Annotated in this window: 18 protein-coding genes and 1 tRNA gene; 11 read left to right on the forward strand and 8 right to left on the reverse strand. The window is 66.0% G+C overall.

The window, feature by feature from the left end:
* Positions 1-4: 4 nt before the first annotated feature.
* Together B9N43_RS17120 and B9N43_RS03300 are read right to left on the reverse strand one after the other, a co-directional pair.
* Positions 5-406, reverse strand: coding sequence for a hypothetical protein (locus tag B9N43_RS17120; protein ID WP_186453958.1), 402 nt, complete (start codon positions 404-406; stop codon positions 5-7).
* Between the two features lie 230 nt (positions 407-636).
* A tRNA-His gene (locus B9N43_RS03300) sits at positions 637-712 on the reverse strand.
* Between the two features lie 130 nt (positions 713-842).
* Here B9N43_RS03300 and B9N43_RS03305 point away from each other — a divergent pair.
* Genes B9N43_RS03305 through B9N43_RS03315 form a run of 3 tightly spaced genes read left to right on the forward strand, consistent with a single transcriptional unit; the run spans position 843 to position 5,139 of the window.
* The gene (locus tag B9N43_RS03305) at positions 843-1,820 is read left to right on the forward strand and encodes an ABC transporter permease (protein WP_145840905.1); all 978 of its coding nucleotides are present in this window, start codon (positions 843-845) and stop codon (positions 1,818-1,820) included.
* Positions 1,820-3,160: an ABC transporter permease gene (locus B9N43_RS03310; RefSeq protein ID WP_145843415.1), complete on the forward strand. Its 1,341-nt coding sequence runs from the start codon at positions 1,820-1,822 to the stop codon at positions 3,158-3,160. Before B9N43_RS03305 ends, B9N43_RS03310 begins: the two co-directional genes overlap by 1 nt.
* Positions 3,157-5,139: an ABC transporter ATP-binding protein gene (locus tag B9N43_RS03315; RefSeq protein WP_145840906.1), complete on the forward strand. Its 1,983-nt coding sequence runs from the start codon at positions 3,157-3,159 to the stop codon at positions 5,137-5,139. The genes B9N43_RS03310 and B9N43_RS03315 overlap by 4 nt, the downstream gene beginning before the upstream one ends.
* A gap of 145 nt (positions 5,140-5,284) precedes the next feature.
* Here the strand turns inward: B9N43_RS03315 and B9N43_RS03320 are convergent, their stop codons facing one another.
* The gene (locus B9N43_RS03320) at positions 5,285-6,670 is read right to left on the reverse strand and encodes a transglycosylase SLT domain-containing protein (protein ID WP_261379379.1); all 1,386 of its coding nucleotides are present in this window, start codon (positions 6,668-6,670) and stop codon (positions 5,285-5,287) included.
* A gap of 184 nt (positions 6,671-6,854) precedes the next feature.
* Positions 6,855-7,664 (reverse strand): hydroxyacylglutathione hydrolase, encoded by an 810-nt coding sequence (gene gloB, locus B9N43_RS03325; RefSeq protein WP_145840909.1) that lies wholly within the window; start codon positions 7,662-7,664, stop codon positions 6,855-6,857.
* Between the two features lie 30 nt (positions 7,665-7,694).
* Here gloB and B9N43_RS03330 point away from each other — a divergent pair, with 30 nt between their 5' ends.
* Genes B9N43_RS03330 through dnaQ form a run of 3 tightly spaced genes read left to right on the forward strand, consistent with a single transcriptional unit; the run spans position 7,695 to position 9,563 of the window.
* The gene (locus tag B9N43_RS03330; RefSeq protein WP_145840911.1) at positions 7,695-8,405 is read left to right on the forward strand and encodes a class I SAM-dependent methyltransferase; all 711 of its coding nucleotides are present in this window, start codon (positions 7,695-7,697) and stop codon (positions 8,403-8,405) included.
* A complete protein-coding gene (gene rnhA / locus B9N43_RS03335; RefSeq protein WP_145840912.1) occupies positions 8,402-8,848 on the forward strand; it encodes a ribonuclease HI in 447 nt (148 codons plus the stop codon). The genes B9N43_RS03330 and rnhA overlap by 4 nt, the downstream gene beginning before the upstream one ends.
* A 4-nt stretch (positions 8,849-8,852) precedes the next feature.
* A complete protein-coding gene (dnaQ, locus tag B9N43_RS03340; protein ID WP_145840914.1) occupies positions 8,853-9,563 on the forward strand; it encodes a DNA polymerase III subunit epsilon in 711 nt (236 codons plus the stop codon).
* 38 nt (positions 9,564-9,601) lie between these two features.
* On the opposite strand, the gene mgtA is transcribed toward dnaQ, so the two are convergent.
* Entirely contained in the window at positions 9,602-12,367 is a 2,766-nt protein-coding gene (mgtA, locus tag B9N43_RS03345) for a magnesium-translocating P-type ATPase (RefSeq protein WP_145840915.1), read from the reverse strand.
* Positions 12,368-12,842: 475 nt separating this feature from the next.
* Positions 12,843-15,647 (reverse strand): Rne/Rng family ribonuclease, encoded by a 2,805-nt coding sequence (locus tag B9N43_RS03350; protein ID WP_145840917.1) that lies wholly within the window; start codon positions 15,645-15,647, stop codon positions 12,843-12,845.
* A gap of 448 nt (positions 15,648-16,095) precedes the next feature.
* Between B9N43_RS03350 and B9N43_RS03355 the strand changes: the two genes are divergently transcribed.
* The 5 genes from B9N43_RS03355 (at position 16,096) to B9N43_RS03375 (ending at position 20,349) form a co-directional block, all read left to right on the forward strand.
* Positions 16,096-17,070, forward strand: coding sequence for an RluA family pseudouridine synthase (locus tag B9N43_RS03355; RefSeq protein ID WP_145840920.1), 975 nt, complete (start codon positions 16,096-16,098; stop codon positions 17,068-17,070).
* A 41-nt stretch (positions 17,071-17,111) separates the two neighbouring features.
* A complete protein-coding gene (locus B9N43_RS03360) occupies positions 17,112-17,795 on the forward strand; it encodes an EthD domain-containing protein (protein ID WP_186453959.1) in 684 nt (227 codons plus the stop codon).
* A gap of 71 nt (positions 17,796-17,866) precedes the next feature.
* A complete protein-coding gene (locus B9N43_RS03365) occupies positions 17,867-18,640 on the forward strand; it encodes a glucose 1-dehydrogenase (protein WP_145840924.1) in 774 nt (257 codons plus the stop codon).
* Positions 18,641-18,696: 56 nt separating this feature from the next.
* Positions 18,697-19,353, forward strand: coding sequence for an HAD-IIIA family hydrolase (locus B9N43_RS03370; RefSeq protein WP_145840926.1), 657 nt, complete (start codon positions 18,697-18,699; stop codon positions 19,351-19,353).
* Positions 19,354-19,401: 48 nt separating this feature from the next.
* A complete protein-coding gene (locus B9N43_RS03375) occupies positions 19,402-20,349 on the forward strand; it encodes a S49 family peptidase (protein WP_145840927.1) in 948 nt (315 codons plus the stop codon).
* A 4-nt stretch (positions 20,350-20,353) separates the two neighbouring features.
* Here the strand turns inward: B9N43_RS03375 and B9N43_RS03380 are convergent, their stop codons facing one another.
* A complete protein-coding gene (locus B9N43_RS03380) occupies positions 20,354-21,124 on the reverse strand; it encodes an SAM-dependent methyltransferase (protein ID WP_145840928.1) in 771 nt (256 codons plus the stop codon).
* Entirely contained in the window at positions 21,124-21,702 is a 579-nt protein-coding gene (locus tag B9N43_RS03385) for a Maf family protein (protein ID WP_145840929.1), read from the reverse strand. Before B9N43_RS03385 ends, B9N43_RS03380 begins: the two co-directional genes overlap by 1 nt.
* Between the last annotated feature and the right edge of the window lie 8 nt (positions 21,703-21,710).

A 21,710-nucleotide genomic window follows, 5' to 3' on the forward strand; every position in this document is an offset into this window, starting at 1 on the left:
GACCTCAGGCGGCGGGGTCGCGCTGAGGCTGCGGCGTGCCGCCGCCCTGCTGACCACCACCCTGGCCGCCTTGTCCGCCGCCCTGACCCTGAGGCTTCTTTCTCGGCTTGAACGGACCCTTGGCCTTCTTTGGCTTGTGCTGCGGATTGCCCGGGCCGCCGCCATGCGGATTGGCATTGCCGTAGCCGCTCTGGCCGCCTTGTCCGCCCCTGGACTGGCCAGGCATGTGACGCTGTTTGGGGGAATGGTGGATGGGCGGCGCGCCGATCCGGTTGCCGGGGGCAAGCTGGATTTCCAGTTCCACGATTTCGTCCCATTGCGCGTCGGTGCGGTCGTATTCGTGAATCGCCAGCAGTTCCTTGAGCCGGGCGCGGGGATTGAAATTGGCGGGATCGTTCGTCGTCATGGCCTGATTGTTTTCGTCAGATTCGTCTGGCTGGGGCAAATGGGCGTACCGCCTGACTGACGGCCGGTACGCGGGACATGCCGTACTGCTGTTATCGGGGGAGGCCGAGGACTTCGAGGACGTCAAGGCCACGCATCATCGCTATTCCATGGACATCGCCATGGTGCCGCGCGCCGACCATCCCGGTGCGCGAAAAAACCGCCCGGAGCGGTTTTTCTTGAAAATATTTTTGGGGTGACCGATGGGACTCGAACCCACGACGACTGGAATCACAATCCAGGACTCTACCAACTGAGCTACGGCCACCGCAGAAGAGCGGCGAATTATACATGAGTCCGGCCGAAGTGCGAAAGCGCCGCGGCGCTCTCGGCGCGCGGTGGTGGAGACGATACAATCCGGGGCGTCTGCTTCCGACGGATCGGCCTGTCTTCCCTCAATGCTGGCTTACATTCTGCGCCGCCTGTTCTATGCCGTACCGATCCTGCTCGGTGTGAACCTGATTACCTTCGCCCTGTTTTTCGTGGTCAACACGCCGGACGACATGGCGCGGATGCAGCTCGGGGTCAAGCGAGTGACGCCGGAGGCCATCGCCAAGTGGAAGGCCGAGCGCGGCTACGACAAACCCTTGCTGTGGAACGAGGCGGCGGCGGGCGGCGGCCGATTCACCGAAACGGTGTTTTTCGCCAAGTCGGTACGGATGTTCGCCTTCGATTTCGGCCGGGCCGACGACGGCCGCGACATCGCCGCCGAGATCCGCCAGCGCATGGGTCCTTCGCTGGCGGTGGCGCTGCCGGTATTCCTGCTGGGACTGTGGGTGACGATCAGCTTCGCCCTGATGCTGGTGTTCTTTCGCGCGACGTATCTCGATCTGGCCGGCACGGTGCTGTGCGTCGCGATGATGTCCATCTCCGGACTGTTCTACATCATCGGCGGCCAATGGCTGATCAGCAAGATCTGGCACCTGGCGCCCATCTCGGGCTACGGCCAGGGACTGGATACGGCCCGCTTCCTGGTGCTGCCGGTGATCGTCAGCGTGATCGGCGGCATCGGTTCCGGCACCCGCTGGTACCGCACCCTGTTCCTGGAGGAGGCCGGCCGCGACTACGTGCGCACCGCCCGCGCCAAGGGGCTGACGGAGACGGCCGTGCTCTTCGGCCATGTGCTGAGGAATGCCCTGATTCCGATTCTCACCGGTGTGGTGGTGCTGATCCCCAGCCTGTTCATGGGCAGCCTGCTGGTGGAGTCCTTCTTCGGCATCCCCGGCCTGGGCAGCTACACCATCGAGGCCATCAACGCGCAGGATTTCGCCGTGGTGCGGGCCATGGTGTTCATCGGCGCCGGACTCTACATCCTGGGCCTGCTGCTGACCGATCTGTCCTACACCCTGGTGGACCCGCGGGTGCGTCTGTCGTGATCGACATCAAGCCCGTCCTGCTCTGGTCCGACCTGCTGCTGTTCCTGCTGCTGGCGGCCTGTGTCGCGGCGGCCTGGGCGTGCCGCCGCAGTCCGCCCCAGCGCGCCGCCTGGGGGCGGGTCGCGCGCAGCGCCACGGGCATGGCCTCAGCCGTGACGCTGGCGCTGTTCCTGCTGGTCGGCGTGCTCGATTCATTGCATTACCGGACCCTGCTGCCCGCCGCGGGGGAACGGGAGCGGCCGGTCTATGGCATCGAGGTGTACTCGGTCCTGGACGGCCTGTTGCTGTCGCTCAAGGAGAACACGGAAAAAACCTACTCGGCGCCGCTGGCGACCCGCCTTTTCGCCAAGGAGAGCCTGGAGGGCGGCCGGGAATTTCCGCGCCTGAAGCACGGCGGCGCACATTTGGCCGACGAGGCCGGCTGGGCGGCGGACGTGGGCCGCCGGGCCCTGTTCGGCCTGGGCGCCGGCGCGGCGCTCTGGGCGCTGCTGGCCGCCGTCCTGGCGCCGGCGCTGAAGCGGCGTGAAATGGCCTGGCGCAGCGTGCTGACGGTGTTGCTGCTGACTTCCCTGGCCGGAGGAACGGTCGTGATGCTGGGCCAGGGCTACCATGTACTGGGCACCGACAAGGTGGGACAGGACGTGCTCTACCTGACCCTGAAGAGCGTTCGCACCGGCCTCCTGATCGGCACCCTGACCACCTTGGTGACCCTGCCGCTGGCGATCTTCCTCGGTGTGCTGGCGGGCTATGCGGGAGGCTGGGTGGATGACGCGATCCAGTATCTGTACACCACCCTGAACTCCATTCCCGGCGTGCTGCTGATCGCGGCGGCGATCCTGATGATGCAGGTGCTGATCGACACCCATCCGGACGCCTTTTCCACGGCGGCGGAGCGGGCCGACGCGCGCCTGCTGGCCCTCTGCCTGATTCTCGGGATGACCAGCTGGACCGGCCTGGCGCGGCTGTTGCGGGCCGAGACCCTGAAGCTGCGGGAGCTGGAATACGTCCAGGCGGCGCGGGCCTTCGGCATCGCGCCGCTGGCGGTGATGGTCCGGCACATCGTTCCCAACCTCGGTCACATCGTGCTGATCGCGCTGGTGATGGACTTCTCCGGCCTGGTGCTGGCGGAGGCGGTGCTCTCCTACGTCGGCATCGGCGTCGATCCCTCGACGATCAGTTTCGGCACCATGATCAACGCGGCGCGCATGGAACTGGCGCGCGAACCGATGGTCTGGTGGACCCTGGTCGGCGCCTTCCTGTTCATGTTCCTGCTGGTGCTGGCCGCCAATCTGCTGGCCGATGCCGTACGGGAAGCCTTCGATCCGCGGACCGCGCCATGAGCCTGATCCGTGTGCGAGACCTGGCGCTGACCATCGGCCCGGCGCGGCCGGTGGACGGCATCGACTTCGAGATCGGCGCCGGCGAGACCTTCGCCCTGCTGGGCGAATCGGGCTGCGGCAAGTCGATGACGGCGCTGGCAATGATGCGCCTGTTGCCCGAGGGGGCTCGGATCACTCGCGGCGCGGTGGTCCTGGAGGATGCGGATCTGCTGGACCTGACCGAAGCGCAGATGCGCGAACGGCGGGGTGGCGCGATGGCGATGATCTTCCAGGAGCCGGCCACCAGCCTCAATCCGGTGCTGACCATCGGCCGCCAGATCGCCGAGACCCTGGCCCTGCATCGCGGCCTCCGTGGCGCGGCCGCCCGCCGGCGGGGCGAGGAACTGCTGCGCACGGTGGGCATCCCCGATCCGGCGCGGCGCTACGACGAATACCCGTTTCAGTTGTCCGGCGGCATGAAGCAGCGGGCGATGATCGCGATGGTGCTGGCGGGCGAGCCGCGGCTGCTGATCGCCGACGAGCCGACCACGGCGCTCGACGTGACGATCCAGGCCCAGGTGCTCGGCGTGCTGACCGAACTCCAGCGCCAGCGCGGCATGGCGATGCTGCTGATCACCCATGATCTGAGCGTGGTGGCGCGGATGGCCGACCGCGTCGGCGTGATGTATGCCGGACAATTGGTGGAAGTGGCGAATCGGGCGGATTTTTTCGCCCGTCCCCGCCATCCCTATTCCCGCAAGCTGTTCGCGGCCCTGCCCGACGCCAGCCGCCGGCGCGGGCGCCTGACGATGATTCCGGGGCGGGTGCCGCCGGCCGACGCCCGCATTGCCGGTTGCCGTTTCGCCGACCGCTGCGATCGGGTGCTGCCACAATGTCGCGAGCAGGCGCCGCCCTGGCGGGAAGCCGAGAACGGCCAGCGGGTCCGCTGCCATCTGCCGCTGGAAGACGCCGCGCCGGCCGCCGGCCCGGACCTTGGCCGGGAAGAGGCGGCACCGCTGCCCGAGCCGGCCGCAGTGGCGGCACCGTTGCTGGAGGTGCGCGATCTGCAGGTCCATTTCCCGATCCGCCGCGGCCTTCTGCAGCGGGTCGTCGGTCAGGTGCGGGCGGTCGATGGCGTTTCCCTGGATTTGTGGCCGGGGCGCACCCTGGCGCTGGTGGGGGAGTCGGGTTGCGGCAAGACCACCGCCGGCAAGGCCCTTCTGCAGCTGATCAAGCCGACGGCGGGCAGCGTGCGCCTGGCCGGAACGGAACTGACCCGTCTCAAGCCCGGCGCGCTGCGGCCGTTGCGCGGCGCGATGCAGATGGTGTTCCAGGACCCGTTCGCGTCGCTCAACCCGCGCATCCGGGTGGGCGGCGTCATTGCCGAAGGCATGGAAGCCCTGCATGTGCCGGGCGATCACCGCGCGCTCACGGAACGCCTGCTCGGCCAGGTGGGGCTGGGACCGGAAATGGCGCAGCGCTATCCCCACGAGTTTTCCGGCGGGCAGCGCCAGCGCATCGCCATCGCCCGCGCGCTGGCGGTGAATCCGCGGCTGCTGATCTGCGACGAACCCACCAGCGCGCTGGATGTCTCGGTGCAGGCCCAGATCCTGAATCTGTTGCAGGATCTGCAGGAAAGCCTGGGCCTGGCCTACCTGTTCATCACCCACAACATCGCGGTGGTCGACTATCTGGCCCACGAGGTGGCGGTGATGTACCTGGGGCGCGTGGTGGAGCGCGGCTCGGTCGACGAGATCCTGCGCCAGCCCTTCCATCCCTATACCAAGGCGCTGATCGCCGCGGTGCCGCGCATCGATGGCGCGCTTGGCGAAGTCCTGACCGTGGCCGGCGATCCGCCGTCGCCGGCGGCGCCGCCGCCGGGCTGCCATTTCCACCCCCGCTGCCCCCGGGCGATGGACGTTTGCCGCCGGGAGTATCCCGGCGAGAGCCGGCTGTCGCCGACCCGGGTGGTGCGCTGCCACTTGTACCCGGACGGATAGGCGCTTAATGCGAAAAGCGGCACGCGGCGCCAGCCGCAACCGATCGGTGCCGCTACAGCGTTCCCCGTAATATCGAGCTATCGACCCCCCCGGAGGGGGGGCGAGCCTTCCCACGATGCGGAGTGTTCTTTCCGCATCATGGAAATCAGCGCTTTCGGTGGTTCTTCGCCGTCGCGGGAATGCGCAGCGGCTTGGCGGCGGCCTTGGCGCGGGGCCTTCCGGCCGCCGCTTTCTGGCCCTTGGCCCCGCGGGAGCCCTTGGTCGCGACGACCTTCTTGCCGCCCTTGCCGCGTTTACCGGCGGTTTTTGGCGAATCGGCCGGCGTCTGCGGCAGTTTCGCGATCAGCTCGGAGCTGATGCGCGCCGCCGGCCCCGGCACCAGCAGGTTGAGCCCGGGTGCGACGCGGGTCTTCCGGCCGATGCTGTTGATCTGCTTGAGGTGGGCCACCGTGATGCCGTGGCGGTTGGCGACGGCATCCAGTTTTTCGCCTTTTCTCAGCGTATGGGTGCGCCACAGGGAAAGCGGACGGTCCTCGCTCTCGTAGCGCTCCAGGTTGGTCTGGAACACCGAGACCTTGTCGGTGGGCAAGACCAGAGTGGATGTCCCGGTGTCGCGCATCACCGGGCGGCTGTGCGCGGGGTTGAGGGCGATGAATTCGTCCAGGGGGATTTCCGCCAGGCGCGCGGCCATCGCCACGTCCATGGTGGCCGGCATGTCGATGGTGGCGAAATAGGGCTCGTTGGGAACGGAGGGAAGGTGAATGCCGAACAGTTCCGGATTGGCCAGGATGTTTTTCAGCGCCTGCAGCTTGGGCACGTAATAGCGGGTCTCCCCCGGCATGGTCAGACTCAGGTAGTCGGTGGGCAAGCCCTTGGCCTGGTTGCGGACCACCGCCTTGGCCACCGCATTCTCGCCCCAGTTGTAGGAGGCCAGGGCCAGGTGCCAGTCGCCGTGCATTTCGTAGATCTTCTGCAGATAATCGAGTGCGGCGCCAGTGGAGGCAACGATGTCCCGGCGCTGGTCGCCCCACCAGTTCTGTTCCAGGTTGTAGGTCTTGCCGGTGGAGGGGATGAACTGCCACATGCCCAGGGCACGGGCCGACGAGTAGGCCAGGGGATTGAAGGCGCTTTCCACCATCGGCAGCAGCGCCAGTTCGGTGGGCATGCCACGTTTCTCCAGTTCCTGGACGATGTAGTAGATGTAGCGGCGGCTGCGCTGGAAGATCTGCTGCAGCATCTGCGGCCGGTTCAGGTACCAGGCCTGGCGGTCGGCCACCAGGGGGCTGTGCAGGTCGGGCATCGCGAAGCCGTTGCGCACCCGCTGCCAGACATCCGGCGGCGGCGCCGTCAGATCGATGGTGGCGATGCGCGGCAGGTCCTCTTCGAGCGTGGCGCGCAGCGGCGCCGCTGGAGCCACCTCGAAGACCGTCTGTCGCGGCAGGGCGAGGTCGGGGCTGAGGCGCAGATCGCTGTCCCGGACTACCGCGACCACCTCGGCGCGCACGGACGGCGCAACGAGGATGGACTGCAAGGCGAGGGCGACGAAAAGGAATCGGAGGAATCGGCTGGACGCACGCAGGCGTGCGGCACTGTGGGGGGGCCTGCGTTTCATAGCCGGGCAATGTTAACGGAGCCCGCCGCCGCCCGTCAAATTCGCCGGCTTGCCGGGCCGTGGCGGAATGCCTCCTCGGGCCGCTGCCGCGGAGCCGAGGAAATCAGGCGGCTTTGAAGTCGTTGCGCCACTCGCGCAAGACGGCGAACACTTCGGTCGCGCCCGTCAGATGCCGCTGGACGTGCGCGCTGGCCGCGTCGATGACGGCCGGCAGGTGACAGCGCAGGAAGGGATTGGTCGCCAATTCATCTTCCAGGCGCATGGGGACGGTGGCCTGCCCGGCAGCCAGCAGGCGCCGCAATTCTTCGGCTCTCCGGAGCAGGGCCGGGTTGCGAGGCTCGACGGCAAGGGCGAAGGGCAGGTTGTAATGACAATATTCGTGGGCGCAGTAGACCAAGGTGTCGCCGGGCAGGGCGGCAAGGCGTTGCAAGGCGCGATGCATCTGCTCGGCGCTGCCCTCGAAGAGGCGGCCGCAACCCAGGGTGAACAAGGTATCGCCACAGAATAAAATGTTTCGGCGATAATCCCCACGCTCGGCAGTGTCGCCGAAATAGCGGTAGGCGAGATGCCCGCGAGTGTGGCCGGCGACGTCGAGCGCTTCCAGGGCAAGCGGAGCTGCCGGGAAGGGAAGCTCGATGCGTTCGCCGCCGGACAAGGCATGCGTGACGCCGGGGATGTCTTCCGCTGCGGGCCCGAAGACCGGAACGGGATGGCGGCGGACCAGTTCGGCGACGCCGCCCGTATGATCCGGGTGATGGTGGGTGAGCAGGATGGCGCCGAGCCGGTCGCCGCTTTGCGCCAAGTGGTCGATGACCGGCTGGGCGTCTCCCGGATCCACCGCCGCCACGTGGCCGCCGTGGCGCAGCAGCCAGATATAGTTGTCGCTGAACGCGCGCAAACGAACGATGTCCATAGCGGAGCTATTCTCCCCGACCCTTGCCCGATGTCAATGCACTTCCAGAACTGGCTAGAAACACCCCAGGGGCGCTACGTGCTGCGCTGGGAGTTGGCCAAGCACGAACTGCTGTTGGCCGACGTGTTCGGTTTCAATGCGGTCCAGATCGGCCTGCCCGGTCATGACTACCTGCGCGGCAACCGGATGCCTTTCCGTTTCCGTTGCGGTAGCGAGCCACCGGTGGAGGTCCGCGCCGAGCCCTGGCATCTGCCTTTCGGCACTCATAGCGTCGATCTGGTGGTGCTGCCGCACGTGCTCGAGTTCGCGGAAAATCCCCATTCCATCCTGCGGGAGGTGGAGCGGATCCTGGTGCCTGAAGGGCAGGTGGTGGTGACGGGGTTCAATCCCTTCAGCCTGTGGAGCATCCACCGCCGCCTGTTCCGGCAGTCCGCGGCGGCCCCCTGGAATGGCCGCTATATCAGCGTGCTGCGGCTCAAGGACTGGTTTGCGCTATTGGGTTTCGAAACGCGCGGCGGCGCCTTCGGCTGCTATGCGCCGCCCTTCAGCCAGGAGAAATGGCTGCGCCGCTGCCACTTTCTCGAAGCGGCGGGCGATCGCTGGTGGCCCTACGGGGGCGCGGTCTACGTGATGCAGGCGATCAAGCGCCAAGTCGGCATGCGGCTGGTGATGCCGGCCTGGCACGACCGCAAGGCGCGGGCCAAGGCCCTGGTCACGGTTACTCATAGGAATGGTCAATGATCGACGAAGTGGTGGATATCTTTACCGACGGGGCGTGCAGCGGCAACCCCGGACCCGGTGGTTGGGGCGCGATTCTGCGCTACGGCGAGAAGGAAAAGGAACTGTTCGGCGGCGAGCCGGCGACGACCAACAACCGGATGGAGCTGAAGGCGGTGATCGAGGCGCTGCGCCAATTGAAACGGCCGGTGCGGGTACGGGTGCATACCGACTCCCAGTATGTGCAGAAGGGGATCAGTGAATGGATCGCCGGCTGGAAGCGAAAAGGCTGGAGGACGGCCAGCAAGCAGCCGGTGAAGAACGTGGATCTGTGGCAGTCGCTGGATCAGGAGGCCAGTCGCCATCAGGTCGAATGGCTTTGGGTGCGCGGCCACGCCGGCCATGCGGAGAACGAACGGGCCGATGCCCTGGCGCGGCGCGGCGTCGACTCGGTGCGAAGGGGATAGCCAGATGCGTCAAGTCATTCTCGATACGGAAACCACGGGCCTCGAGTACCGTCTGGGAGACCGCGTCATCGAAGTGGGTTGCGTCGAATTGGCGGACCGCAAGCTGACCGGGCGCCGCTTCCACAAGTACATCAATCCCGAGCGTGAGATCGATGCCGGCGCCCAGGCGGTGCACGGCCTGACCAATGAGTTCCTGGCGGACAAGCCGGTGTTCGCCGAGATCGTGGACGAGTTCGTGGAGTTCATCCATGGCGCCGAGCTGATCATCCACAACGCCGCCTTCGACGTGGGCTTTCTCAATCACGAGCTCGGCCTGCTGCAGCGGGGCAGCCTGGACGGGGTCTGCGGCGGGGTGATCGACACCCTGCGCATGGCGCGGGAACTGCGGCCCGGCAAGCGCAATTCCCTGGACGCCCTGTGCAATGAATACGGGATAGACAATTCGGGCCGTCAGCTTCACGGCGCCTTGCTGGACGCGGAGTTGCTGGCCGAAGTCTATCTGTCGATGACCCGCGGCCAGGAAAGCCTGATGATGGACCTGGAGGCGCCCGCGGCCGGTTTGCAGGCGGACGGCAGCCTGGCGGAGCGGGGCCCGTTGCGGGTGCTGCGCGCGAGCGCCGAGGAGCTGCAGGAGCATGAGCGGGTGCTGGCGGAACTGGACAAGGAGTGCCGTGGCGCCTGCTTGTGGCGCACGCCCGAGTCCGCTCCGCAGTAGGAATCACGGCGCGGTCCACGCCGTGATCCTGGTGCGCCCTATTGCCAGCCGAAGCGCCGGGTGTAGAAGCTTTTCATGCGCTGGGTCAGGATCATGTAACCGGTCAGGATGACGGCCAGGATCGGGAAGTACTGCCACGGCAATGCTTGCAGCTTGAAGTAATGGGCGACCGGCCCCATCGGGATGAAGATGCCGATCGCCATGATCAGGCCGGTGGCGATAAGCAGAGGCGTTCCGGGCCGGCTCTGGATGAACGGGACCTTGCGGGTGCGGATCATGTGCACCACCAGGGTCTGCGTCATCAGGCCCTCGACGAACCAGCCCGACTGGAACAGCGTCTGGTGCTCGGGCGTGTTGGCGCCGAAGACGAACCACATCACCAGATAGGTGGTGATGTCGAACACGGAACTCACCGGCCCGAAGAACAGCATGAAGCGGCCGATGTCGGCCGGGTTCCAGCGCTGGGGATCCTCGACCAGTTCCGCGTCCACGTTGTCGAACGGAATCGCCACCTGGGAGAAGTCGTAGAGCAGGTTCTGCACCAGGAGGTGCATCGGCAGCATCGGCAGGAAGGGGATGAAGGCGCTTGCCACCAGCACCGAGAAGACGTTGCCGAAATTGGAGCTGGCCGTCATCTTGATGTACTTGAGCATGTTGGCGAAAGTCTTGCGGCCCTGGATCACGCCTTCCTCCAGCACCATCAGGCTCTTCTCCAGCAGGATGATGTCGGCGGCCTCCTTGGCGATGTCCACCGCGGTATCCACCGAGATGCCGATGTCGGCGGTGCGCAGCGCCGGCGCGTCGTTGATGCCGTCGCCCATGAACCCGACCACATGGCCGTTGCCCTTGAGCAGATGGACGATGCGGTCCTTGTGGGCCGGCGTCAGCCTGGCGAAAACGTCGTGCGTCTCCACGGCCCGGGCCAGTTCGGCGTCGCCCATGCGCTCGACGTCGGCGCCGAGCAGGACCGATTCCGCCGCCAGCCCCACTTCGCGGCAGATCTTGGCCGTCACCAGCTCATTGTCGCCGGTCAGCACCTTGACCTTCACCCCGTGGGCGGCCAGGGCCTGGAGCGCGGGTTCGGTGGACTCCTTAGGCGGATCGAGGAAGGCGACGTAGCCCACCAGGGTCAGCCCCGCCTCGTCGGCGACGCCATAGGTTTCCTGTAGCGGCGGCAATTCCCTGGAGGCTACCGCCACGACCCGCAGACCGTCCTCGTTGAGGTCGGCGGTGACCGCGCGCACGCGGGCGAGCAGTTCCGGCGTCAGCGGCTCGTCGATCTCGCCGTGCCGCACCCGCTCGCAGACGGCCAGGATCTCCTCCACCGCGCCCTTGCAGATGAGGATGTGATGCTCCTCATGTTCGGCCACCACCACCGACATGCGGCGCCGCTGGAAATCGAAGGGGATTTCATCCACCTTGCGGAAGTTGGTGGCCGGGTTGAGCTCCCGATGCACCTCGGTATGCTCCAGCACCGCCACGTCGAGCAGATTCTTGAGGCCGGTCTGGTAGTAGCTGTTGAGATAGGCCGCCTCCAGCACGTCGTCTGAGTCCTCGCCCCAGACATCGGTGTGCCGGGCGAGGAAAATCTTGTCCTGAGTCAGGGTGCCGGTCTTGTCGGTGCACAGCACGTCCATGGCGCCGAAGTTCTGGATGGCGTCGAGACGCTTCACGATGACCTTCTGGCGCGAAAGGATGACGGCGCCCTTGGCCAGCGTCGAGGTCACGATCATGGGCAGCATTTCCGGCGTCAGGCCGACGGCGATGGACATCGCGAAGAGGAACGCCTCGGTCCAGTCGCCCTTGGTGAAGCCGTTGATGAAAAGCACCAGCGGCGACATGACGAACATGAAGCGGATCAGCAGCCAGGCCACCTTGTTGACCCCGGCCTGGAACTGGGTCGGGGCGCGGTCGGTGGTGGTGACGCGCTGGGCCAGGGCACCGAAATAGGTGCGGCCGCCGGTGTGCACCACCACGGCGCTGGCCGAGCCGGAGACGACGTTGGTGCCCATGAAGACGATGTTGTCCAGTTCCAGCGGATTGGTCGCGGCAGCGTGGCGCTGGAAGGCGAACTTTTCCACCGGCAGGGACTCGCCGGTCATCGCCGCCTGGCCGACGAACAGGTCCTTGGCCATGAGGATGCGGCAGTCGCCGGGAATCATGTCGCCGGCGGAAAGCAGCACCACGTCGCCGGGGACGAGCTGGGTGATCGGCAGTTCTTCGCGATGGGCGGGCTTGGGCTGGGACTGAATGTCGAAATTGCGCGATCCGGCTGGGGCAGCATTCCCGGCGGGATCGCGGCGGATCACGGTGGCCGTGTTGCGGACCATGGCCTTCAACTGGTCGGCGGCGATATTGGACTTGCGTTCCTGCCAGAAGCGGATGGCGACGGAAAGCACGACCATGGTGCCGATGACGATGGTCGCCTTCATGTCCTCGGTGACATACGAAATCACCGCCAGCAGGGTCAGCAGCAGATCGAAGGGCGTCCTGTAGCAGTGCCAAAGGTGCAGCCACCAGGGCAGGGGCTTTTCCTGCTCGACTTGGTTGAGGCCGACCCGTTCGCGTATCCGTTCCGCCTGGACGGCGCTGATCCCGTCCGGATGGCTTTCGAGCCGCTCCAATAGCGCGGCGGCATCGCTCCTGGCCGCGGCAACCAGGGTTTGCGCCAGGGATGGCGGCACCTCGCGGCTGACCGTGGTGCCGGAGAGGCTGTCGAGCAAGGCGAGGCGGCGGAAGTGCCGGCCAAAACCGCGGGTATGGACGAAGCTCGCGAAGAGTTGCTTGAGGATGGCAAGGTTCATGTTCTTCTCCTTGGCCGATTGATGAAGATGCAGCGCATGTCTTTCCCCTGGGCCTGGCGCGGCGGCGCCCAACCAGTAGTTTCGGGCACGGGATGCCCGGGATATGTCTTGTGGGAAGCAGACGGGACGACCGGGAATCGGTCGTCGGAATGCCACTACCCGCCATGTCGGCAAGGTAGTGACCGGGTGTTACCCGTTGATTACCTTGCCCGAGTTGCGCCGACCAGGCGTCGGCAACTGGGACTGTCCACGGAGGAACTCCGAGAAATGAAAACGGCGCGGACTCTAGCATCGACACGGTGTGATGACAAGTTCGCGCGGGACGCCTGAATGGCATTGGCACGGCAGGTCCGAAAAATCGGCATCCCGAAAACAAAAATGCCACCGAAAGATCTTCGGCGGCATTTTTGTTGCGTGGCCCACAGGGAAATCGGAAATCCCGAAATCCGTGTGAGCTGGTTCGACCGGCAATGGCTCAGTGGCGGGTTTCCACCATCTGCAGCGGTTCCTCGGCCACGACCGGCACGGGCTTGGGCTTGCGTCCCAGAGGCTGGGCAGCGGATACGGGCGCCGGCGCCGAGCGGTGGGCACTGGTTTCGATCATCACCAGCCCGACCTGCTCCAGATTGGCGGGAGCCGCCAACTCGGGCTTGGCTGGCGCCGGCTGCTCGGGTTCCGGCGCAACGGGTTCCGGTTCCGGTACGGCAACGGACTCCGTCTGCGGAATGGCGGTGGCCGCAGCCGGCACGGGCTCGGCCGGGACAGGGGGTTCGACTGCGGGAGAAGCGGCCGGAGCAGAAGGCTCGACCACAGGAGCGACCGGGGCGGGAGGCTCGGCGGGCGTCTCGGGTACGGCAGGGGTCGCAGGTGCTGCGGCCTCCGCCACTTCGACCGTGGCGGCTTCGCTCACCGCCACGGGTGCGGCGGGCGGCGGGGCCGGCTGAGTCACTTCGGCTTCGGTCACTGCGGGTGCCTGGGGCGTTTCCGCCGCCTCGACCGCCTCGACCGCTTCGATCACCTCGGCGATCGCCTCGGTCTTTGGCTGAGCCGTGTCAACAGCGGCGACCACGGCTTCCTGGGGCGCTGCCTCCTCGCCGCGGCGCTCGCCGCGACCACGACCGCCGCGGCGGCCACGACGGCGGGTTTCACCCTCTTCGACGGCGGAGGCGCCTTCGGCAGGCGTGCCTGCCGGCGTCTCAGCCTTGGGTGGCTGTTCGGCACGGGGCGGCCGCGGCTGGCGCTCTTCGCGGCGCTCGCCACGCTCGGCCTTTTCCGGGCGCTCGGCGGTTTCGCCACGCTCGGCTTTTTCTCCGCGTTCGCCACGCTGGCGCCGGGGCTCGCGTGTTCCTTCAGGCTGGCTTTCCTCACGCTTGGGCCGCTCGCCGCGTTCCTTGCGTTCGCCGCCTTCGCGCGGCTGGCGCTCCTCGCGATTTTCCTTGCCTTCCCGGCGGCCGCGTCCGTTTCGGTCCCGCCCGCCACGTTCGCCGCGCTCACCACGTTCTCCCCGCTCGCGGCGGCCCGACTTCTCGGATTTCTTCTCCGCCACGGGCTGCGGTTCTTCCGTGCCACCGGTGAGCCAGGCGATGATCCTGGCGAGCAGGCCCTGCTGCGGCTTGCTCGCGGGCGTTGCCCGCGCCGCCGCCTTGGGTTCGACGATGGGCGCCGGCTGTTCGGGCGTGATGCCCTTGACCACGGCCTCCTGCTTGGGCGAAGACTTGGCTTCGGCCTGGGCGGCGGGGGAGCGATATCCCTCTTCGCTGGGTTTATCGACCATCTGGTAGCTGGCCAGCACCACGTCTTCCTGGTTCAACTGGTCGTGGCGCAGGCGCACGATTTCGTGCTGCGGCGTTTCCAGGTGGCGGTTGGGGACGATCAGCAGGCTGGCGCGATGGCGCATCTCGATGCGGGCGATGTCGCTGCGCTTCTCGTTGAGCAGGAAGGTGCCGACATCCACCGGCACCTGGCAGTGGATGGCGCCGGTGTTCTCCTTCATCGCCTCTTCTTCGAGGATGCGCAGGATGTGCAGGGCGGCGGATTCGGTGGAACGGATGTGGCCGGTGCCGGTGCAGCGCGGGCAGGTGATGTAGCTGGTCTCGGCCAGGGCGGGGCGCAGACGCTGACGCGACAGTTCGAGCAGGCCGAAGCGGCTGATCTTGCCGGTCTGGACCCGGGCGCGGTCATGGTGCAGGGCGTCGCGCAGACGGTTTTCGACTTCGCGCTGGTTCTTGCTGCTTTCCATGTCGATGAAGTCGATCACGATCAGGCCGCCCAGGTCGCGCAGGCGCAGCTGGCGGGCGATCTCGTCGGCGGCCTCGCAGTTGGTGCGGAAGGCGGTTTCCTCGATGTCGGAACCCTTGGTGGCGCGGCCGGAGTTCACGTCCACCGAGACCAGCGCTTCGGTGTGATCGATGACGATGGCGCCACCGGAAGGCAGGTTCACTTGGCGCGAGTAGGCCGACTCGATCTGGTGCTCGATCTGGAAGCGCGAGAACAGCGGCACGTCGTCGTGGTAGCGCTTGACTCGATTCACGGTGGCCGGCATCACGTGGGCCATGAACTGCTGGGCCTGCTCGAAGATGTCGTCGGTGTCGATCAGGATTTCGCCGATATCGGGCTGGAAGTAGTCGCGGATGGCGCGGATCACCAGGCTCGACTCCTGGTAGATCAGGAAGGCGCCGGACTGGCCCTGGGCGGCGCCCTCGATGGCGCGCCAGAGTTGCAGCAGGTAGTTGAGGTCCCACTGGAGTTCTTCCAGGCCGCGGCCGATGCCTGCGGTGCGGGCGATCAGGCTCATGCCGCCGGGCACTTCCAGCTGGTCCATGATCTCTCGCAGTTCCTGGCGCTCCTCGCCCTCGACGCGGCGCGAGACGCCGCCGCCGCGTGGGTTGTTGGGCATCAGGACCAGATAGCGGCCAGCCAGGGAGACGAAGGTGGTCAGGGCCGCGCCCTTGTTGCCGCGTTCGTCCTTTTCCACCTGGACGATCAGTTCCTGGCCGACTTTCAGGGCGTCCTGGATGCGGGCGCGGCCGGGTTCCATGTCGGCCTTGAAATAGGCGCGGGAGACTTCCTTGAACGGCAGGAAGCCGTGGCGGTCGGCGCCGTAATCGACGAAGGCCGCTTCGAGGCTGGGCTCGATGCGGGTGATCACCGCCTTGTAGATGTTGCTCTTGCGTTGCTCCTTGTTGGCCGACTCGATGTCGAGGTCGATCAGTTTCTGACCATCGACGATCGCGACGCGGAGTTCCTCGGCCTGCGTCGCATTGAATAGCATGCGTTTCATGTGTGCTCCCGCGCGCAAGCAGGGCACGACAAACCGCATGCCGCCAGGCTGTTTAAAGGGCTGACGGCGCGGACCGGATTTGCGATGTTGAAGGCTGGTTCATGGGCCTGTGAGCAAGCGGTTTCGGGTTTGTCTGATGTTCGATCGTGCTGCTTCCGTCGCTGGACGGCAGCAGCGCAAAGCAATCGGGGGTGCCTGTATTGCGCGCAATATGAAGTAGTATCGCTGCTTCGGGCGAGCGAGATACCCTGGGTTTGCCGGAGTAAGCGATGGCGCGACAAGTCGCACCGTCCGCCTCTTCACTCCGTTGCCACATCCGCCGGCCGTTCTTCTGATCGATTGATCGATCGACCGTCGGGCAAGACAACATCTCTGGACTGGCGCCGCCGCCGCCACTTCGGGTCGTCGGGCACACCGTCAAGAAACGGCGCAGGCATTGTATTTCAAAATGAATGGCTTAAGCAAAGATTCCGCAACCCTTTTCGAAGTTGACGTGGAGGCGGCGGGGCAACGGGTGGATAACTTCCTGATTCGGCTCGCCAAAGGAGCGCCCAAAAGCCATATCTACCGCATCCTGCGCAGCGGGGAAGTGCGGGTCAACAAGGGGCGGATCGGTCCCGACTATCGCTTGCGTGCGGGAGACGTGGTGCGCATCCCGCCGATCCGCTTGAGCGAAAAGCCATCGCGGCCGGCCGCCCCGGCCCGGGAATTCGCGATCGTCCATGAAGACGAGGCTCTGATCGTCATCGACAAGCCGGCCGGCGTGGCCGTCCATGGCGGCAGCGGCGTGGATTTCGGCGTGATCGAACAGATCCGGCGCGCCCGCCCGCAGGCCAAATTCCTGGAACTGGCGCATCGCCTGGACCGGGAAACCTCCGGTCTGCTGATCGTTGCCAAGAAGCGGGCGGCCCTGACCCGTCTCCACGACATGTTTCGCGATGGCACTATCGCCAAGCGCTACCTGGCGCTGGTGAAAGGGCGCTGGCTCAATCCCAAGCAGCACGTCCGCCTGCCCCTGCACAAATATCTGACCGAGGATGGGGAACGGCGGGTGAGCGTTTCGCCCGAGGGCAAGGACGCCCATTCCATCGTCCGCTTGGTGGCCCGTTGGGAAAACTTCAGTCTGGTGGAAGTGGAACTGAAAACGGGCCGCACCCATCAGATCCGCGTCCATCTGAGCCACCTGGGTTTCCCCTTGGCCGGGGACGACAAGTACGGTGATTTCACCCTCAACAAAACCCTGCAGAAGGCCGGCTTGAAACGGATGTTCCTGCATGCGACCCATCTGGCCCTGGCGCATCCGTTGAGTGGAGCGCCTCTGGTGCTGTCGGCGCCGTTGCCGCCGGAACTGGCTGCGTTCCTTGAGCAACTGGATCTGCACGAGACGCGAACCGGAGCTTGGCCGCGTCCCGATACTGCGTGACGGTCGATTCAGATTCAAATACAGAGCACAGGAGGAGGCCTTTGGAAAAACTGGTATATCTGTTGGGGCGCAGCCATGGCGTTTCGGCGGCCGCTTTCAGTCCGGTGCTGATCGGTGCCGTTCCCGCCCTGCGGGCCATCGGCGCCAAGCGTATTGATCTTCTGGTGGCAGACCTGAACGATCCGGTTCGGGAAGCCTGTCCTGCGCGGATCGCTGGTCCCTGGGACGACCTGGCCGGCGTGGCCCAGTTCTGGCTCGACAACGTCGACCGCCGCAGCGACGCGGAGACGGTGCTTGCGGCAGTCGCGGGACGGTTGGATGGCTATCTTGTGACCGAGTCCGTCGTTCAGCCTTACGTTCGGGATTGGCAGGAGGGAACTCGCAGGCCGGGCGTGAATCAGTTCACCGCCCATGCCAAGCCGGAGGGCGTGAGTGACGAGGATTTCTACCATCACTGGCAAGCGGAGCATTCGCGGATTTCCTTTGATCTCCACCCATTGCGCTGGTCCTACATCCGCCACGCCGTGGCCCGGCCATTGACGGCGGGGGCGCCGCCCTACCGCGCCATCGTGTCGGAGCACTTCAGGGAACTGCGCGATTTCACCGATGAAAGCCGCTATTTCGGTTTACCTGACGTGGTGCAGCAGATGTATGCGGATCTGCCTCACTTCTGCGACCACACCCGCATGGTGACCGGTCCGATGAGCGAATTCAATTTCGATTGAACATGTTTTTGCCGCAATTTCGCTGCTGATATGTTTGAGATGACTACAAAAACCACGGAGGAATAAAGTACATGGACAGATTGCATGGCAAGGTCGCTATCGTCACCGGTGGCGCTCGAGGGATGGGGGAGGCGACGGTTCGCCTGTTCGTTGAAAACGGTGCGAAGGTCGTGATCGGCGATGTGCTCGACAGCGCCGGCGAGGCTCTGGCCCAAGAGCTGGGGCCCAATGCCGCCTTCGTGCACATGGATGTCAGCCAGCAGGCCGACTGGGACAAGGCAGTGGCCCGGGCCCGGGCCTTTGGCTCCCTCAACGTGCTGGTGAACAACGCGGCAATCCTGAATGCCAAGGCCATCAAGGATATGACCGAGGACGACTATATGGCCGTGATCCGGGTGAATCAGTTGGGTCCCTTCCTCGGCATCCGCTCCGTTCTCGAGCCCATGAAGACTGCGGGGAAGGGTTCCATCATCAACATTTCGTCCATCGACGGTTTCCAGGCCAAGAATGGCCTCGCCGCCTACGCTTCCAGCAAATGGGCGGTGCGCGGGCTGACCAAGGCGGCGGCCATCGAACTGGGGCCCTATGGCATCCGCGTGAATACCGTGCATCCCGGCGGCATCTTCACCGACATGGGTGGCCGTTCCGAGCAGAACAGCGATCCCCGGTCCATGGATGCCTTCTATCGCGCCATACCGATTCCCCGCGTCGGTCTTCCCCATGAAGTGGCCTATGTCACGCTGTTCCTGGCCACCGACGAAGCCTCCTACACCACCGGCGCCGAATTCCTGGCCGACGGCGGCTGGGCGGCCGGCCTGCGCAACGACGCGCTGCCCACTTCGTAATAAGCCCTGATCCGGGAGGGGCGGTCCGTGCCTCCCACCCGCTTTTCTCGATTCCCATGCCCAAAACCTTCGATCTGATTGTCTTCGACTGGGACGGAACCCTGATGGATTCCGCCGCCGCCATCGCCTCCGCCATCCGCGCCGCGGCACGGGATCTCGGATTGGAACCGCCCAGCGACGCGCAGGCCCGCCACGTCATCGGCCTGGGGCTGCAGGACGCGCTGGCGCAGGCACTGCCGCAGTTGGAGCCGCATCGCTACGCGGAGATCAGCGAGCGCTATCGCTACCACTATCTGTCGCAGGACCGGGATCTCAGCCTCTTCACCGGCATCGCCGAGTTGCTGGCGGAACTCAGCGGGGCCGGACACATGCTGGCGGTCGCCACCGGCAAGAGCCGCCTGGGGCTGAATCGCGCCCTGGAAGCCAGCGGCGTGGGCGGATTCTTTCAAGGCACCCGCTGCGCCGACGAGTGTTTTTCCAAGCCCCACCCGCAGATGCTGGAAGAGCTGATGGCGGAGTTCGGCACCCGGTCCGAGGCCACGCTGATGATCGGTGATACCACCCATGACCTGCAAATGGCACGGAATGCCGGGGTGGCGGCGCTGGCCGTGAGCTACGGCGCGCATCCGCGGCGGACGCTGGAGGCGGAGTCGCCGTTGCTTTGCGCCGACACCGTGGTCGATCTGGCCGCCTGGTTGCGGACGAACGGCTGACGCGACGGGTATACTGCGCACCCTTGATTTTTTTGCGCCGATGCCGCCGTGAGCGACAACAACGACCTCCGCTGGGAACGCCAGGTTCTCGAAAAACTCGCCCTCGACACCCTGGCCGAGCAGCGCCGCCGGCGCCGCTGGGGCATTCTCTTCAAGACCCTGGGTTTCATCTATCTGGGCGTGGTGCTGGCCATGGTGGCCGATTGGGGCGGCGAGGCGGAAAAGCTGGCGGAGAGCAAGCGCCACACGTCGCTGGTCCAGGTCGCCGGCGTGATTTCGGCGAAATCCGACGCCAGCGCCGAGCATGTGGTCAGCGCCTTGCAGTCGGCCTTCGAAAGCAAGGGCACGGCCGGGGTGGTTCTGCTGATCAACAGCCCGGGCGGCAGCCCGGTCCAGGCCGGGATCATCAATGACGAGGTGCGCCGTTTGCGCGCCCGGTCGCCGCAGATACCGGTCTATGCGGTGGTGGAGGACATCTGCGCCTCCGGCGGCTACTATGTGGCCGCCGCCGCCGACCGGATTTATGTAGACAAGGCCAGCATCGTCGGCTCCATCGGCGTGTTGATGGACGGATTCGGCTTCACCGGGACCATGGACAAGCTGGGCGTGGAGCGTCGCCTGCTGACCGCCGGCGCCAACAAGGGTTTCCTCGATCCCTTCTCGCCGCAGAACGCCCAGCACAAGGAGCACGCCCAGCGGATGCTCAACGAGATCCACCAGCAGTTCATCGACGTGGTGCGCCAGGGGCGTGGCAAGCGGCTGAAGGAGACTCCGGAGATGTTTTCCGGCCTGATGTGGACCGGCAGCAAGAGCATCGAACTGGGCCTGGCCGACGCCTACGGCACCGTGGAGTCGGTGGCCCGTGACGTGATCAAGGCCGAGGACATCCGGGACTACACCGTCAAGCCCAATTTCGCCGAGAAATTTGCCCAGCGCTTCGGTGCCGACGTGGCCGAGGGCATGGCCGGCGCCTTGGCGCGGTTTTCCCTGAGGTAGTCGCTCAGCGGCGGCGCGGTCGGGGTTCCGCCCGTCGCTGCGTCTTGTCCGGCTGCCGGGCGGTCGCTTCGGCGAGCAGCAGGAAGACGGTGGGGCGCCGTTCCAGGTCCGGTGCTGGTGCGATCCGCCATTGCTCGATGGTCCGGGTGGCGATGGCTTCCGTCGGCAGCGTCAGGTCCGTCGCCAGGCAGATTCGGGTCGAGGCATGGCACCCCTGGAGCAGGGCCTGGAACAGGGCGGCGTTGCGGTAGGGCGTCTCGATGAACAACTGGGTCTGGTTGTTTCGTTGGGAGTCGCGTTCCAGTTCGGCGATCCGTTGGCCGCGTTCCGGTTCCCGGGCCGGCAGGTAGCCGTGAAAGGCGAAACGCTGGCCGTCCAGGCCGGAGGCCATCAGGGCCAGCAGCAGGGAGGAGGGGCCCACCAGGGGGCGCACCGCGATCCCCAGTTCATGGGCCCGGCGCACCAGCAGGGCGCCGGGGTCGGCCACGCCTGGACAACCAGCTTCGGACATCAGCCCCAGGTCATGCCCGGCCCGTACCGGCGCGAGCAGTCGCTCCAGGTCGGCCGCGGTCGGGTGTTCGGGGAGTTCTTCGATGGCGATGTCCCGCAGGGGCGTCGGATGCTCCAGGCGCTTGAGTTCGGCGCGGGCGGTCTTGGCGTTCTCGACGACGTAGTGGGTCAGGCGGCAGGCTCGATCCCGGGTCGCGGCGGGCAGGAACTGCGGCCAGGGAACATCCCCCAGGGCGACGGGGATCAGGTACAGCGTGCCGGCCATCAGGGCAGTTCCACCCCTTCGGCGCGCAGCATCTGGCACAGGGCGATCAAGGGCAGGCCCACCAGGGCGTTGGGGTCGTCGCCGCGCATGGCCTCCATCAGGGAAATGCCCAGTCCCTCGGATTTGGCGCTGCCGGCGCAGCCGAGGGCATCCTCCTTGTCCAGGTAGCGGCTGATCTCGGCGTCCGAGAGTTCGCGGAAATGCACCTCGGTGGGGATGCCGCGCAGATGGCTACGCCCGGTGGCGGCATTGAGCAAGCACAAACCGGTATGGAAAATCACCGTTTTTCCACTCATGGCGCGCAGCTGTCTGCTGGCATTCTCTCGCGTCCCCGGTTTGCCGAAGCGTTGTTCGCCGTGGAAGGCCACCTGGTCGCTGCCGATGATCAGCGCATCGGGAAACCGGCCGGCGACTGCTTGGGCCTTGGCCAGCGCGAGGCGCTCCGCGGTGAGCGCCGGCGCTTCGCCGGGCAGTGGTGTTTCATCGACGTCGGGGGCGGCGGTTTCGAAGGGAAGCTGGAGCCTGGACAGCAATTCCCGGCGAAAGACTGAAGTGGATGCGAGAACCAGCCGGCGCATGTTTTTGT

This window comes from Denitratisoma sp. DHT3 (assembly GCF_007833355.1).
GTDB lineage: Bacteria > Pseudomonadota > Gammaproteobacteria > Burkholderiales > Rhodocyclaceae > Denitratisoma.

Coding starts and splice junctions, on each gene's coding strand:
- B9N43_RS17120 (WP_186453958.1), bottom strand. CDS start 406: ATGACGACGAACGATCCCGCCAATTTCAATCCCCGCGCCCGGCTCAAG.
- B9N43_RS03305 (WP_145840905.1), top strand. CDS start 843: ATGCTGGCTTACATTCTGCGCCGCCTGTTCTATGCCGTACCGATCCTG.
- B9N43_RS03315 (WP_145840906.1), top strand. CDS start 3,157: ATGAGCCTGATCCGTGTGCGAGACCTGGCGCTGACCATCGGCCCGGCG.
- gloB (WP_145840909.1), bottom strand. CDS start 7,664: ATGGACATCGTTCGTTTGCGCGCGTTCAGCGACAACTATATCTGGCTG.
- B9N43_RS03330 (WP_145840911.1), top strand. CDS start 7,695: ATGTCAATGCACTTCCAGAACTGGCTAGAAACACCCCAGGGGCGCTAC.
- rnhA (WP_145840912.1), top strand. CDS start 8,402: ATGATCGACGAAGTGGTGGATATCTTTACCGACGGGGCGTGCAGCGGC.
- dnaQ (WP_145840914.1), top strand. CDS start 8,853: ATGCGTCAAGTCATTCTCGATACGGAAACCACGGGCCTCGAGTACCGT.
- mgtA (WP_145840915.1), bottom strand. CDS start 12,367: ATGAACCTTGCCATCCTCAAGCAACTCTTCGCGAGCTTCGTCCATACC.
- B9N43_RS03350 (WP_145840917.1), bottom strand. CDS start 15,647: ATGAAACGCATGCTATTCAATGCGACGCAGGCCGAGGAACTCCGCGTC.
- B9N43_RS03355 (WP_145840920.1), top strand. CDS start 16,096: ATGAATGGCTTAAGCAAAGATTCCGCAACCCTTTTCGAAGTTGACGTG.
- B9N43_RS03365 (WP_145840924.1), top strand. CDS start 17,867: ATGGACAGATTGCATGGCAAGGTCGCTATCGTCACCGGTGGCGCTCGA.
- B9N43_RS03370 (WP_145840926.1), top strand. CDS start 18,697: ATGCCCAAAACCTTCGATCTGATTGTCTTCGACTGGGACGGAACCCTG.
- B9N43_RS03380 (WP_145840928.1), bottom strand. CDS start 21,124: ATGGCCGGCACGCTGTACCTGATCCCCGTCGCCCTGGGGGATGTTCCC.
- B9N43_RS03385 (WP_145840929.1), bottom strand. CDS start 21,702: ATGCGCCGGCTGGTTCTCGCATCCACTTCAGTCTTTCGCCGGGAATTG.